Origin of the sequence: Pseudaquidulcibacter saccharophilus, from assembly GCF_019455445.1 — a bacterium.
GTDB lineage: Bacteria > Pseudomonadota > Alphaproteobacteria > Caulobacterales > Aquidulcibacteraceae > Pseudaquidulcibacter > Pseudaquidulcibacter saccharophilus.
The window spans coordinates 17,034-32,411 of sequence record NZ_JAHWUS010000006.1 but is presented as its reverse complement, the minus strand read 5'-3'; the positions used below and the strand labels follow the sequence as shown (position 1 = coordinate 32,411).

The 15,378-nt window shown below is 42.5% G+C and carries 11 protein-coding genes; 7 read left to right on the top strand and 4 right to left on the bottom strand.

The features are described from left to right. Positions 1 to 6: 6 nt before the first annotated feature. Both KXV15_RS12655 and KXV15_RS12650 read right to left on the bottom strand, forming a co-directional pair. Entirely contained in the window at positions 7 to 1,413 is a 1,407-nt protein-coding gene (locus tag KXV15_RS12655) for a coniferyl aldehyde dehydrogenase (protein WP_240008578.1), read from the bottom strand. Then, complete coding sequence (locus KXV15_RS12650; protein WP_240008577.1) at positions 1,413 to 3,005, bottom strand: GMC family oxidoreductase; 1,593 nt, start codon at positions 3,003 to 3,005, stop codon at positions 1,413 to 1,415. The genes KXV15_RS12655 and KXV15_RS12650 overlap by 1 nt, the downstream gene beginning before the upstream one ends. A 271-nt stretch (positions 3,006 to 3,276) precedes the next feature. On the opposite strand from KXV15_RS12650, the gene KXV15_RS12645 reads away from it, so the two are divergent. Beyond that, positions 3,277 to 4,668, top strand: coding sequence for an NAD-dependent succinate-semialdehyde dehydrogenase (locus tag KXV15_RS12645; RefSeq protein ID WP_240008576.1), 1,392 nt, complete (start codon positions 3,277 to 3,279; stop codon positions 4,666 to 4,668). Positions 4,669 to 4,744: 76 nt separating this feature from the next. On the opposite strand, the gene KXV15_RS12640 is transcribed toward KXV15_RS12645, so the two are convergent. Both KXV15_RS12640 and KXV15_RS12635 read right to left on the bottom strand, forming a co-directional pair. Then, a complete protein-coding gene (locus tag KXV15_RS12640) occupies positions 4,745 to 6,106 on the bottom strand; it encodes an OmpP1/FadL family transporter (protein ID WP_240008575.1) in 1,362 nt (453 codons plus the stop codon). A 48-nt stretch (positions 6,107 to 6,154) separates the two neighbouring features. Then, a complete protein-coding gene (locus tag KXV15_RS12635; protein ID WP_240008574.1) occupies positions 6,155 to 6,559 on the bottom strand; it encodes a DUF2147 domain-containing protein in 405 nt (134 codons plus the stop codon). Positions 6,560 to 6,923: 364 nt separating this feature from the next. Between KXV15_RS12635 and KXV15_RS12630 the strand changes: the two genes are divergently transcribed. The 6 genes from KXV15_RS12630 to KXV15_RS12605 all read left to right on the top strand — a co-directional run bounded on the left by KXV15_RS12630 (position 6,924) and on the right by KXV15_RS12605 (position 15,336). Further along, positions 6,924 to 7,712, top strand: a complete 789-nt coding sequence (locus KXV15_RS12630) for a TetR/AcrR family transcriptional regulator (protein WP_240008573.1) — start codon at positions 6,924 to 6,926, stop codon at positions 7,710 to 7,712. 44 nt (positions 7,713 to 7,756) lie between these two features. After that, complete coding sequence (locus KXV15_RS12625; RefSeq protein WP_240008572.1) at positions 7,757 to 9,046, top strand: acetyl-CoA C-acetyltransferase; 1,290 nt, start codon at positions 7,757 to 7,759, stop codon at positions 9,044 to 9,046. Positions 9,047 to 9,057: 11 nt separating this feature from the next. Continuing rightward, positions 9,058 to 10,968 (top strand): 3-hydroxyacyl-CoA dehydrogenase NAD-binding domain-containing protein, encoded by a 1,911-nt coding sequence (locus KXV15_RS12620; RefSeq protein ID WP_240008571.1) that lies wholly within the window; start codon positions 9,058 to 9,060, stop codon positions 10,966 to 10,968. Between the two features lie 194 nt (positions 10,969 to 11,162). After that, the gene (locus tag KXV15_RS12615) at positions 11,163 to 13,559 is read left to right on the top strand and encodes a 3-hydroxyacyl-CoA dehydrogenase/enoyl-CoA hydratase family protein (protein WP_240008570.1); all 2,397 of its coding nucleotides are present in this window, start codon (positions 11,163 to 11,165) and stop codon (positions 13,557 to 13,559) included. 15 nt (positions 13,560 to 13,574) lie between these two features. Next, positions 13,575 to 14,774 carry an acetyl-CoA C-acyltransferase gene (locus KXV15_RS12610; protein ID WP_240008569.1) on the top strand — a complete coding sequence of 400 codons (1,200 nt, stop codon included), beginning with the start codon at positions 13,575 to 13,577 and terminating at the stop codon, positions 14,772 to 14,774. Then, positions 14,761 to 15,336, top strand: coding sequence for a DUF4442 domain-containing protein (locus tag KXV15_RS12605; RefSeq protein WP_240008568.1), 576 nt, complete (start codon positions 14,761 to 14,763; stop codon positions 15,334 to 15,336). The genes KXV15_RS12610 and KXV15_RS12605 overlap by 14 nt, the downstream gene beginning before the upstream one ends. Positions 15,337 to 15,378 lie beyond the last annotated feature (42 nt).

Sequence of the window (15,378 nt, the reverse complement as noted above, 5' to 3'; positions counted from 1 at the left end):
AAGTTTTTATTTTATCCCTGCAAACAATTTTCCTGCAAGTTTGCTTAAGGCGCCCCACGGAGGACCAAGCATTTCAAACGCATTAATAAAACCAATTTTATGGATTGAACGTGCATGACTAAAACGCTTAAAACCTTCGAAGCCATGATATGCACCGGTTCCACTCGGGCCAATGCCACCAAAAGGTAAGGCGCTTTGGGCAACATGCATTAATGTGCCGTTGATTGTAACACCGCCAGAAATTGCGCCTTTCAAAATTGTCTCCTGAAAATCATTACTATTTGAGAATATATAAAGCGCCAGTGGGCGAGGGCGTTCACGAACGAATGCCAATGCATCCTCGATAATTGTATAGGGAACAACGGGCAAAATTGGCCCAAAAATTTCTTCACGCATAATTAGGCAATTATTAGGCGCACCAAGGATTACGGTTGGGGTTATTTTTGCGCCCTCTGTGGTTTCTGCTTTGTGGTTGTAAACTTTTGCCCCTGCTGCCCGTGCTTCTTCGATGGCGCCCCAAAGGCGGGTACGGTGTCTTTCGCCGCATATTGCAGAATATTGTTCATTGCTTGTGGGTTTTTTATATGACTGATTGGCGCGTTTTATAACTTTTTTGCAAAATTCTTCTGCCTTAGCAGCGGGGACAAGAACATAGTCGGGTGCAATACATGTTTGACCAGCATTTAGGAACTTGCCAAAGGCGACAGAATTTGCTGCCTTTTCAATTTCGTAATCATCATCAATAATAACCGGTGATTTTCCACCTAGCTCAAGAGTAACTGGCGTAAGGTTATTTGCCGCCGCCTTCATAACTTCTCTTCCAACATTGGTTGAGCCGGTAAATATTATATGATCAAACGGTAATTCTGAGAATGCGCGTGCTACATCGACACCACCATTAATTACGGATACTTCAAGCGGGTCAAACGTCTTATCAATTAATTTTGCAAAAAGTTCAGAAAATACTGGGGTTTGTTCCGAAGGTTTTATCATGGCACGATTTCCCGCAGCCAAAGCATCGGTTAATGGGCCAACTAAAAGAAATAACGGATAATTCCACGGTGAAATAATGCCGATTACGCCCAATGGTTCGTAACGAATTTGCGATGACGCCGGCTGAAACATTAAATCAACTGCACGCCTTTGTGGCTTCATCCAGTTTTTTAGTTTGCCCATTGTGTATTTGATGCCATGAATAGATGGCAGAATTTCTAATAATTCGGTTTCAGCACGTGCGCGCCCACCAAAGTCATCGGAAATTGCCTTTGCAATTGCCTCGGCATTATCCAAAACCATATTTTTAAGTTTTTCAAGTAAGCTAAGCCTAGTTGCTAAATCTGGTGCGACCTGATTACGCGATGCCAAAAATTGCGCTTCAAATATGTTTTGCATTATGTCATCTGAATTTGTCATCATAAATCCTCTAAAATAAGGTCGGATGCTTTTTCGCCAATCATTGCCGAGGGGGCTTGTGTATTGCCACTTATGAGGGTCGGCATAATAGAAGCGTCAGCAACTCTTAGGCCATCAATACCGCGAACCCGTAATTGTGGATCAACTACTGAAGCGTCATCTGAACCCATACGGCATGTCCCGACAGGGTGATATATGGTATCGGCGTGGGCGGCAATTAATTGTTTTAATTCATCATCGCTTGCATCAATGCTACCATAAATCATCTTGCCATCATAGCGTTTGAACGCTGGGGCGGATAAGATTTTATGAACAATTCTTGCCCCCTTCAGAAGGGTTTGTTTGTCATAGTCAGATTTCAAATAATTAGGGTCGATAATTGGCGCATTAAGTGGGTTATTAGAAGCCAGTTTTAATTCGCCACGACTTTGCGGCCTTAAAACGCATACATGCAAAGCAATGCCAGGCAAAAAGTGCATTTTGCGGGCATGATCGTCGACATTAGAAACACAGAAGTGCAATTGTAAATCTGGTCGTTCAACTTCCGGTGAAGATTTTATAAAACCACCAGCTTCGGCGGCATTGGTGGTAAGTGGGCCTTTGCCTTTGGTGAGAAATGGAATTATCCCTTTCATTGCTGCTTTCAGGCCGCCAAGACCAAAATCAATTAACCCATCCGCTTTAACGCGCATATTGGCGGTATAATCGAGGTGATCTTGTAAATTTTGCCCAACTTGTTTTGCATCATGAACAACTTCAATGCCCATTTCGTTTAGATGCACTGCTGGGCCTATTCCAGAAAGCATAAGTAATTGCGGGGTATTGATCGCCCCCGCAGAAATCACAATTTCTTTATTTGCAAATAGCGTGGTTTCGCTTGCTTTGGTTTTTATAATAACGCCAGTTGCTTTTTTATTTTCAATCAAAATTTTTGTGGCTGTGGCATTGGAAATTATTTTTAAATTGGGATGGTTTTTAAGATTACCAAGATATGCTGTTCCGGCATCATAGCGGCGACCTTCGTGTTGAAAAACTTGATAAAGTCCAACACCTTCTTGTGAAATGCCGTTAAAGTCTTGATTTATTGGATATTGGCATTCGTTTGCGGCTTTTATAAAATCGTAACTAGCAGGATTTGGACTTGCAAGATTAGAGACTTTTAATGGGCCATCATTGCCATGAATGTTGTCGTGAAATACAGCATTGTTTTCAGAACGTTTGAATAATGGTAGAACTTCATCCCAACCCCAACCGGTGCATCCCGTACTTTTCCATTCGTCATAGTCTTCTCTTTGTCCACGAATGTAAATCATCGCATTAATCAAGCTTGAACCACCAACGCCGCGGCCACGTGGCACAAAGCCAATGCGGTTATTAAGTTCCACTTGGGGTGTGGTTTGAAATCCGTAATTATAAGCCCCTTTGGCGCGTACCAATAGTGCAAGGCCGGCAGGCATAATATTTAAGATTGATGGTTTCGGGCGGCCAGCTTCTATTAAAATTACTTTCGGCGATTTTGATGAATTAACAAGCCGCGATGCCAGCGCGCAGCCAGCAGGACCCGCGCCAATAATTATATAATCGGCAGTCATTATTTCCTCTCTTTATTGTTTTGTTTTATTGATTGGATGATACTCATGGTTTACGTTAACGTCAAATAAATAATAAAATTGCTATTAACATATCTGCATAATTTTCTCTTCTTAAATGTCTCAATGTTAGGAATTATGGTCAAATGTTAATGTTTGAATACTTGAGAATAAGCCTTTCAAATCTTATATTACAAATTATAAATCAATACGATATCATATATTATAATGCATTGTTTATATTGATTTATTTTTATCGAAAGGAGCCCGAGAGATGGCTTATGCAACTACTAACCCCTTCACAAATGAAACAATAAAAACCTTCCCAAATGCAACAAATGAAGAGGTTAAGGCGGCGCTTGATACTGCTAATGATGCATTTCTTGCATGGCGTGAAACAAATTTTGAAGTTCGAGGTAAAATTCTTCAAAAGGCGGCTGATTTATTGCGCAAGAATTCTGATGAATATGCAAAATTACTTACCCTTGAAATGGGAAAATTATTTACTGAAGCAAAGGCCGAGGTAGAGCTTTCCGCGAAAATTCTTGAATATTATGTCCGTAATGCCGAAGAATTGTTAAAACCTGAGAAGCTTCCGGTTTTGGATCCTGCTGAAGGTAACGCAATTTTGGTTTGTGAACCATTAGGAATTATTTTGGCGATTGAACCTTGGAACTTTCCTTATTATCAAATTGCACGGATTTTGGCGCCGCAATTATCTGCGGGTAATGTTTTGATTTTGAAACATGCATCTAATGTTCCGCAATCTGCCGCTGCGTTTGAGAAACTTATGCTTGATGCGGGCTTACCAAAAGGCTGCTTCACCAATCTTTATGCGACCCGTGAACAGGTGGAAATGATTATTAACGACCAGCGTGTTCATGGGGTGGCGTTAACAGGTTCTGAGGCTGCTGGTGCAATTGTTGCGGCACAGGCAGGAAGCGCATTGAAAAAGTCAACTATGGAATTGGGCGGTGCGGATGCCTTTGTCGTTCTAAAAGATGCTGATTTGGAGAAAACAGTAAAATGGGCAGTTTTTGGACGGCATTGGAATGGTGGACAAGTTTGTGTTTCATCCAAACGAATGATTATTGTTGATGAAGTTTATGATAAATTTCTTGAATTATATCGTAAAGGCGTAGCCGAACTTGTTGCAGGTGATCCATTTGATGTCAAAACAACACTTGCGCCATTATCGTCACAATCTGCTGCAGCCGATATTAAAGCAAATATTGCTAAAGCCATTGAACATGGTGCAAAAGCTGAAGAAGTTGGGCCACCTGTCCCAACTAAAGGTGCATTTGTGCAGCCAACAATTTTAACCGAAGTTGGTGAGGATAATCCTGCGCGTTATTGGGAGTTTTTTGGACCTGTTTCAATGCTCTTCCGTGCCAAAGATGAGGAAGATGCAATCCGCATTGCGAATGATTCACCATTTGGTTTGGGTGGTTCAGTCTTTACACAAGACACTAAACACGGTGCAGAAGTTGCCGCCAAAATTTCAACTGGCATGGTCTTTGTAAATCATCCAACTAAGGTTGAGGCTGATTTGCCGTTTGGCGGCGTACGTCGTTCAGGTTACGGACGTGAACTTTTGGGTCTTGGTCTAAAAGAATTTGTGAACCATAAACTTATTGACGTGGTTGATATAGACGCACATTTCTAAGAAAATGTTGCATTATAAATAAAAATGGCGGTGGATATTACCACCGCCATTAATTTGTTATATGATATTCAAATTATTAAAATGTCATACGTGCGCTTACGCCAAAGGTTACTGCTTTTGCATTGTCCAATACGCCACTAGTAGTAATAACTGTTTGTAGTGGTGTACCCGCATAAGCGGCAGTCTTCTTATCAATATTAACTTTGTCAAAGCTAGTTAAAGAAAGCGCAGTATTGATAGAAAGATTGTCTTTAAGTTGATATGTTGCACCAGCAGCAACAGTTATACGGTCGCTGTCAGGAACGCGTGGGTCACGGTGACCATCTGCAATTGGGCTGCTGTCTGATTGCAAGCCACCACGTAATGTAAGCTTGTCGTTGAATTTATAATCAAGACCAACACCAACAGCAGTTGAATCTTTGTAACCAAATGGAAGGCTCTGGTTGCCTGTTGATCCCATATTAGTTAATTCGATTGTGTCAAACTCACTCCAGCCAAAGCGTGTGTATTGCAAATTAACGGTCAATTTATCGGTTGCATGATAACGACCGCCAACATTGATTTGCCATGGTGTTGAGAATGTTGCTTTTGCACCATCAACTGTTTTGTTAAGGCCGTATGCTACTGCGATAGGATCGGTTAGGCCTGCGATTGTAACACTACCGTCTAATTTATGCTTGACCGCAGATTTGTAGCTTAGGCCAAGGTCAAATTTTTCATTGTGGTATTGTGCGCCCAATGAATAACCAACATTCCAGCCATCTCCACGAAGCTCTTGGTGACCATCAGTACCAGTTGGAAGCGCAGAAGGAATATAGTTGCTTAAAGTTGCTTCAACATATTCAACGTTTAAACCTAAACCAAGGCTAAGATTTGCAACTGGATTTAAGGCAACCATTGGCTGGATGTCAAAGGTGCGAAGATAAGTTTCGTCTGCACTATAACGTGTCCAGCTGGTTGGATCGTAATCGCTGGTCATGCTGAAAGGTGATGACAAAAGTAGACCAATAGCAACTTTATCATTCAATTTTTTTGCAATACCACCAGTTGGAAGTACGCCCTGTTCTACTGGGTTATTATGACTTTGAACGCCGCCAACTGGTAAGTTAGTAGTTGGAATAACTGTAGTGCCAACAAGTAGGGTAGGGCGAATAATACGAGTGTTAATATTGTTAACTTTTGCAGTTGGTGCAATCAAAGTAGCGCCCATGAATGCTTCTGTACCAGAGATACCACCGATAGAAGCAGGGTTCCACCATGCTTGTTCGATACCAGCCTCTGAAACTTCACCAGACCACGCGCGACCGTTTGCTTTTACTGATTGTTCTTGAAGATAAAATGCGCCTGCATTGGCTTCAGCAGCAAAAAACAGACCAGCTGTAACTGCAAGAATGCTTGTTGTAACAAGACGTTTCGTTTTGTTTGAATTAAATTTCATTTGTGTTCCCCTCTAAAAAACTATTTAATATGGAAATTGACCAAGGCGTTATTTTACGCGGGTCCATGTTTGAGTTTTGCACAAAGGTGCAACAACGCACCCTGTTAGTTTGATATGATCTTTATCAACGATTGTTATTGAACCTGAATATGTATTGCCTTCGTCGGCCTTATATACCCAACCATCAACCCATTGATTGCCTTTTTGCTTAAAACCCCAAATCATTGTAATGCCTTTTAGTGGGCGGTTTCGTAATTCAGGCTTTTTGTTTTTTTCATCTTTTTTGCCAGGGTCTTTGGCGATGTCATCAGATGATAATAATGTGCCGCATAATGAATTGCCACAAGCGGAAATTCGCACAATTGCGTTTTTAGTCGGTGAACGCCATTCGCCAATTGCTGTATCAGCGGTAAAAGCGCCAGCCATTGCGGTGGCGGCAAGAAATGCCAACATATATTCACTCCCTCAAAAGTAAAATAATTGTATTTAAAATACTGATATTGTTGCTATCAGTGTTTGTTTATATAAATTGGATATTGCACAGGTTTACGCGTTCGTCAATGAAATGATGACGTTACCTGTCTGTTGTATAGTGCGACAGATTATTACTTTATCTGTCTATTTGCTTCCTCCCTTTTCTAGACCGTTTCCTCTTTTGTCGATTAATCGACATATTTTTATTTATTGTCCGAATTAAAACTTACTTATCTTGTTATAGTCGGATATATTGTTTGCGGCTGCGATTTATATTTTGCCATTTAGCTATTGTTTGATATGTTTAAAACGAACGTATGAATTGTCAAGAGGAAAAATAATAATGTCTGACATCGGGGTGAGTGAAACAAATTTTGAGGTCAAATCAAATGATGCAAAATCAGTTGATGGCAAGGCAAATGAATCCCGTGCTAACGAAACCCGCGAGAAAATTTTAAACGCGGCAGAACGTTTGTTCATGGAGTTCGGTTATGATGCCACCTCTATGCGCCATATTACTAGTGAGGCAGAGGTTAATCTTGCCGCAGTTAATTATCATTTCGGTTCGAAAGAGGCGCTTATTCAAGAAGTATTTCGTCGTCGCTTGGATTGGTTGAATGATGAACGTTTGCGGGTGCTTGATGAAATGGAGGCCGAGGTAAATGGTGGTCCATTAAAACCTTCGCAAATTGTTGACGCAATGTTTGGCACGCTTTTGCGAATGGCAAATGATGAAAGCGTCGGTGGAAGCACTTTTGTAAGGCTTTTGGGGCGTACATTGACCGACCCTTCAAAATTCATCAATACTTTCTTGGCACGTGAGCATGCTTATGTGATGGATAGGTTTAAAAATGCCTTGTTCAAGGCGCTGCCTGATGTGCCAAAGTCTGAAATTATTTGGCGTTTTCATTTTATGCTGGGCGCAACATCTTACGCGATTACTGGCGCTGACGCTCTTACTGGTGTCACGGATTGGCAGCTTTCACCATCTGATAAAGATGAGCGCCCAGATTTATTATTGCCACGTCTAATGTCGTTTTTATTGGGCGGTCTTCGTGCGCCGCTTCCACAATTGCCGATATTCCCGCAATCGGGAAATGCGTCACAAGGCGCACACGATAGTATCTACTAAAATTACTCAACAGATTAAGGTTACCCAAATAGATTGAGGTTACAATGGGATTTGACAAGAAAATATATATTGTTGATGGTGCTCGTTCACCATTTTTAAAGGCGCAAAAAGGCCCAGGGCCATTTTCTGCGTCCGATATGGCAACCCAAGCGGGTCGTGCCTTATTGCTCCGCCAAAAGTTTGCACCAACAGATTTAGATGAAGTTATTCTTGGATGTGCGGGTGCATCAGCTGATGAAACCAATATTGGGCGTATGGTTGCATTACGCATGGGGTGTGGCGAAAAAGTTCCAGGTTGGACCGTGATGCGCAATTGTGCATCGGGTATGCAGGCGCTTGATTCTGCAATCGCTAATATTCTTACTGGTCGTTCGGATTTGGTTATGGCGGGTGGGGTTGATGCTTTGTCGCGCGCACCACTTATGTATAACGACAAGATGGTTGGTTGGTTTGCATCTCTTATGGGCGCAAAAACCCCAATGGAAAAGGCAGCGGTCTTCGCAAAATTAAAGGTTCCAGAGGTTTTGAATCCTGTGATTGGCCTTATGAAGGGTTTAACTGATCCTGTGGTTGGTTTATTGATGGGGCAAACCGCAGAAAATCTGGCTTGGAAATTTAATATTAGCCGCAAAGAAATGGATGAATATTCGGTGCGTAGCCACCAAAGGGTTTTGGCGGCACAGCAAAGCGGGCATTTCGAGGAAATAGTTCCAATCATTGATGGCGATGGTAAGGTTTATGCCGCTGACGATGGGGTCAGGCCTGATGCCTCAATGGCGGGCATGGCAAAATTAAAACCATTCTTTGACAAAAAATACGGCAATATTACCGCCGCCAATTCATCACAAATTACTGATGGTGCGGCATGGCTTATATTGGCATCAGAAGAAGCGGTTAAAAAACATAAATTAAAGCCAATTGGCGTAATTTCAGATAGTGAATGGGCTGGGCTTGATCCTGCTATTATGGGTCTTGGGCCAGTTCATGCCACAACACCATTGATGCAGCGCAATAATCTTAAGATTGAAGATATTGATGCTTGGGAATTAAACGAAGCATTTGCAGCACAAGTAATTGGTTGCCTACGCGCTTGGGAATCTGACGAATATTGCAAAGGCCAGCTTGGTCTTTCTAGTGCGTTCGGCAAGATTGACGAAGAAAAGCTTAATATTGATGGTGGCGCGGTGGCTCTTGGTCATCCAGTTGGGGCGTCTGGCGCGCGTATCGTGCTTCATGTTTTACAGATTTTGCGCCGTACAGGCGGCAAGAAAGGGATTGCCACAATTTGTATTGGTGGCGGTCTTGGCGGTTCGATGCTGGTTGAAACTATTTAAAGAGAATAAAAATGACTGAATTAAATCTCAAAAACTGGCGGTTAGAAAATGATGAACAAGGGATCATAACCGCAATCTTGGACAAAGCTGGCGAAAATGCCAACACATTATCCAAAGAAATCATGGATGAATTGGCAATATTGCTTGATGAATTCGACAAAACCCAACCCAAAGCCGTTATTTTCCGTTCTGGAAAATCAGCTGGCTTTATTGCCGGTGCTGATATTAATGAGTTTACAAAACTCGATAGCAAAGAAAAAGGAATTGAAATAATTTCCCGTGGTTGGAATTTATTTAATCGCCTTGGTGATGTGAAATATCCAACATTAGCATTGGTACGCGGGCATTGTTTGGGTGGCGGGCTAGAGCTTGCATTGGCATGTAAATACTTGCTTGTGGTAGATGAACCGTCAACCAAAATGGGCTTGCCCGAAGTAATGCTTGGTATTTTCCCTGGTTGGGGTGGTATGAAACGTCTCCCTGAAAGAATTGGCGCACCGCAAGCGCTTGATATGATGCTTTCTGGTAAAACTATTGATGCCAAAAAGGCAAAAAAACTTGGTCTTGCTGATGATTGTGTGCCACCTCGTGTTATGGAAATGGCCGCCAAGCAATTGGTGCTTTCTGGTGATCATCATAAAAAACTTGGTTTAGTTTCACAGGTGCTAAGTGGTCCGTTAAAGACAGTAACCGCCAAAAAGGCACGTGAAGAACTTGTCAAAAAGGCGCGTCCCGAACATTACCCCGCACCATATGCAATTCTTGATATTTGGGAAAAACATGATGGTAATGCACTAGCTGACCCTAATTTAATTGATAATATCATAAATTCAAAAACTGCTCGTAATTTGGTGCGGGTATTTTTCCTTCAGGAAAGATTGAAAAAGTTTGGCTCACAAAGCGACTTTAAGGCTAGCCATGTTCACGTTGTTGGTGCTGGCATTATGGGTGGCGATATTGCGGCATGGTGTGCATTACGCGGTTTAAAAGTCACTTTACAGGATACATCTGTCGATAGGATTGCACCGGCAATTGGGCGCGCTAAAAAATTGTTTGATCGCCGTATAAAAGACCCGCTTTTGGCACGCGATGCGTTTGATCGCCTCGTTCCCGATGTTGCGGGTGACGGCGTAAAGGATGCCGATGTTGTCATTGAGGCAATTTTTGAAAATCTTGATGCCAAACATAGCTTGCTTTCATCTTTAGAAAAGAAAATGAAAGCCAGTGCAATTCTAGCCACCAATACCTCTAGCCTGAAACTAGAAGATTTAGCTATTGTTTTGAAAAATCCAGCACGTCTTGTTGGGATCCATTTCTTTAATCCAGTCGCACAGATGCCACTTGTAGAGGTTATCAACGCCGAAATTAGCGATGAAAAAACCGTCAAAAAGGCTTTGTCATTTGTTAAACAAATCGATAAATTACCGCTTCCGGTAAAGTCTGCCCCTGGGTTTTTGGTCAATGCAGTGCTTACACCCTATATGCTTGAGGCAATGCGTGCTGTTGACGAGGGGATTAGTCCTGAAACTGTTGACGAGGCTATGCTTGCTTTTGGTATGCCTATCGGCCCAATTGAACTTGTTGACACCGTTGGTCTTGATATTGCCATGGCCGCAGGCAGCCAAATTGCCGATGCTGATGAGGCGCCAAAATGTTTGCTTGAAAAAATCGAAAAAGGCAATTTGGGCAAAAAAACCGGAAGTGGTTTTTATAATTGGGTTGATGGTAAGGCGCAAAAAGGCAAAGCTGGCGAAATACCTGCTGGTCTTGCCGAGCGCCTGATTGCGCCATTGCTTCAGCGAACACAAAAGCTGGTTGACGAGGGTATTGTTGGCGATGCCGACCTTGCAGATGCCGGTGTTATTTTTGGAACTGGGTTTGCGCCATTCACGGGCGGACCATTAAATTATAGCATTGGCTAAATGACTGATTTTCCTTTCCCCATAAGGGGAAAGGAGTATTCATTTGGTCAAAGTTTTATCTAATCACCTTATTTTCGCCATTAGTATATTTTATAAATTTAGGGCTTGACGAGCCAGTGTTTGACCATATATTAAAACGGTCGTTTAAAATGGACGTATAGTTCAGAAATTAATTAAGCTTGAGGGAGTGTTTTTTGACAAAACTATCGATTAAAAAAGCCGCCGTATTGGGCGCTGGCGTGATGGGCGCGCAAATTGCGGCGCATCTAGCCAATGCAAATATTCCCGTTTTATTGTTTGATTTACCTGCCAAAGAAGGCCCAAAGAACGCAATTGTTCAAAAAGCGCTTGATGGCATGAAAAAATTGCAACCGGCGCCATTCGCATCAAAGTCGGTAATGAAATATATTGATGCTGCAAATTACGATGACGATTTAGAGGCGTTAAAAGATTGTGATTTAATTATTGAAGCAATCGCCGAGCGTATGGATTGGAAAAGCGACTTATATGCGAAAATTAGTCCATTTTTGAACGAAAATGCGGTTGTGGCGTCTAACACTTCTGGCCTTTCAATTAATGAATTGTCACATGCCTTGCCGGAAAATATACGCCATAATTTCTGCGGCATACACTTTTTCAACCCGCCACGTTATATGAATTTGGTGGAAATCATTCCAACCAAAACCACGAGCACAAAAGTAGTTGATGCACTTGAATCATGGCTTGTAAGCCGTCTTGGCAAAGGTGTTGTTCGCGCATTTGATACACCAAATTTTGTTGCCAACCGTATTGGGGTTTTCTCAATGCTTGCGGTTATGCACCACACACAAGCTTTTGATTTAGGTTTTGACGTGGTTGATGCCTTGACTGGTCCAAGTATTGGTCGCCCAAAAAGTGCGACTTATCGTACGGCCGATATTGTTGGTCTTGACGTTATGGCGCATGCCACAAAAACCATGCGTGACACCTTGCCAAATGACCCTTGGCACAAGCATTTTAACCCGCCTGTTTGGATTGAAAAACTAATTGAAATGGGCGCTTTGGGACAAAAAACCAAAGTTGGCATTTTCAAAAAAGTTGGCAAAGATATCATGGTGCTTGATCTTAAAGCCCAAGATTATCGTCCTTCAAATGCGGTGGTTGCCGATGAAGTTGCGGCAATTTTAAAAATTAAAAATCCATCTGAAAAGTTTGCCGCACTACGTGCCTCCAATCATCCGCACGCGCAATTCCTATGGGCTATTTTCCGCGATGTGTTCCATTATGCAGCGGTTCAGCTTGAAAACATTGCTGATAATGCACGTGATCTTGATTTCGCAATTCGTTGGGGTTTTGGTTGGGTGCAAGGTCCATTTGAAATTTGGCAATCTGCGGGATGGAAGGCAATTGCGCAGGCTATTAGCGAAGATATTGCTACCGGTAAAACCTTGTCAGATACACCTTTGCCAGCATGGGTAAATGATGGACGTGACGGTGTTCATACGCCAGAGGGGTCATGGTCGGCACATTCTAATAGTTATGTCCCACGTTCTTCATTGGATGTTTATAAACGTCAAATTTTCAAAGAGCCTTTATTGGGTGAAAATGCAAAAACCCCAGAGGCAAGCGGCGAAACCCTTTATGAAAATGAAGGTGTGCGCCTTTGGAGATTGCCAGAAGTCGATAATGGCATTGGCATCATTTCCATTAAAACTAAAATGCACGCAATTGGTGATGAAGTTCTTGACGGTGTTATCGAGGCGGTCAAATTTGCTGAAGCTAATCTTGACGGCGTAGTAATGTGGCACGAAGCGCCATTTGCGGTCGGTGCAAACCTTAAAAAAGTTACTGAAGCGATTGAACAAAACCGTTTTGATATTCTTGCCGCAATGGTTGAAAAATTCCAACGTGCATCACAGGCTTTAAAATATTCTCAAGTGCCTGTGGTTACTGCGGTACAAGGTATGGCATTGGGCGGCGGTTGTGAATTTGTTATGCATGCCACAAAACGCGTTATTGCCCTTGAAAGCTATATTGGTCTTGTGGAGGCTGGTGTTGGCCTTATTCCTGCCGGTGGCGGTTGTAAGGAATTTGCAATTCGCGCAGCGGATTGGGCGGCAAAATCGGCAACCCCGGGTGAGTTGATGAATTTCATCCAGCCAGTATTTACCAATATTGCGATGGCAAAAGTTTCAACCTCTGCACTAGAGGCAATTGAGATGGGCTTTGCAAAAGATACCGATACAATTTTGTTTAACGCACATGAAACATTGCATGTCGCCATCAAAGAAGCGCGTGCAATTGCCGATGCGAACTATATACCGCCATTAAAAGCACGTGGAATTGTTGTTGCTGGTCGTGGCGGCGTGGCATCTTTGGAAATGATTCTTATGAACATGCTAAAAGGCGGTATGATTTCCGAACATGATTACCGTGTTGCCAAATACGCGGCAATTGCCCTTTGCGGTGGCGATATTGAAGGCGGCTCTTTGGTTGATGAAGAATGGCTACTTATTCAAGAACGCACACTTTTCGTTGAACTACTTAAAAACCCGTTGACCCAAGCGCGCATTAAACACACGCTTGAAACTGGAAAACCACTAAGAAACTAAGGGCAGGAGATATAAATGACAAAACAAATTCAGGATGCATATATTGTTTCTGCTACGCGTCTTCCGGTGGCGAAAAAAGGCGGAATGTTTAAACACGTTCGTCCAGATGATATGTTGGCATTTGCTATTAAAAAGGCATGGGAACAAGCGGGCGACATCGATCCGCATTTAATTGGCGATGTTGTAACTGGTTGCGCAATGCCAGAAGCAGAGCAAGGGATGAACGTTTCACGTATCGGTCTTTTGCTTGCCGGTCTTCCAGACACTGTGCCAGGGATTACAATCAATCGTTTCTGCTCTTCTGGTATCAATGCGGTCGCTGATGCAGCCAACCAAATCATGCTTGGCAATGCCGATGTTATGATTGGCGCAGGCACAGAATCTATGACCATAATGCCGCAAATGATGGGTAATAAAATTGCTATGAACCCGGCGGTTTTTGAAAAAGAAGAAAATTACGCAATCGCTTACGGTATGGGTTTAACAGCCGAAGAAGTTGCGAAAAAATGGAACGTAAGCCGCGAAGACCAAGACGCATTTGCATTGGCTTCACACCAAAAGGCAATTGCTGCAATTGCTGCGGGTCATTTTAAAGCCGAAATTTCACCGTTTGCATATCAAGAGCATCACCCTGATTTAAAAACTGGACAGGTAAAAATTGTCGATCGTCTTGCCGAAAATGATGAAGGTCCACGCGCCAATTCTTCAATAGAAGGTTTGGCAAAACTTCGACCAGTATTTAATGTTCGTGGCTCTGTTACTGCGGGCAATTCATCGCAAATGTCTGATGGCGCGGCGGCAGTTGTATTGGTTTCAGAAAAGATTTTGAAACAATATAACCTTACACCTATGGCACGTTTTGTTAGTTTTGCGGTGGCTGGTGTGCCACCAGAAATTATGGGTATTGGTCCTATTGCGGCAATTCCAAAAGCTTTGGACCGTGCAGGTATCAAAAAAGAAGATTTGGATTGGATTGAGCTTAATGAGGCATTTGCCGCGCAGTCACTTGCGGTTATGCGTGAACTTGACCTTGACCCAACCAAAGTGAACCCACTTGGTGGCGCAATTGCACTTGGTCACCCACTTGGTGCAACTGGTGCAATTCGTGCGGCAACCGTTGTTCATAACTTGAAGCGTACTGGCGGCAAATACGGCATGGTAACCATGTGTATCGGCACAGGCATGGGGGCAGCGGGTATCATTGAGCGTCTCTAAGGCAAATATCTGTGATGAAAATGTGCTTGCAGCAGATGTAAGGCCGCGCTGGCTTAGGAAAATTCCGCCATCTTTACGAACTTTTGCCGTAAAGTTGGGTTTTAATTTTCATCCAGCGTTTTTGGGGGCAGGAGGTCATGTTGATTATGTGTCAGAAGATTTGTCACAAATTAGGATGCGCCTGCCGTTAAATTGGCGAACCAAAAATATGGTTGGCTCATTATTTGGTGGTTCGTTATTTGCAATTACCGATGGCGTTCATATGGCAATGCTAAGTCTTAAATTGGGTCGTGAATATATAATTTGGGATAGGTCGGCAAAAATACGTTTTTTAAAGCCGGGGTTTTGCGATTTATATGCAGAATTTACTATTTCAAAAGATGAAATATCTAGTATTCGTGCAGAGGTTGTGCAAAATGGTGAAATTAAGAGAAACTATTTAGTTGAACTAAAAGACAAAAGCGGAAGCGTTTATGCAATAGTGGAGAGGGAAATTTATATTGCGAATAAAGAATTTCACAAAAACAAGCAAAATCTAAAAAAAGCCACAAATTTGATATAGATTATCAATAAGCAAGGCGGAAAGATATTGCGCAATATAAAC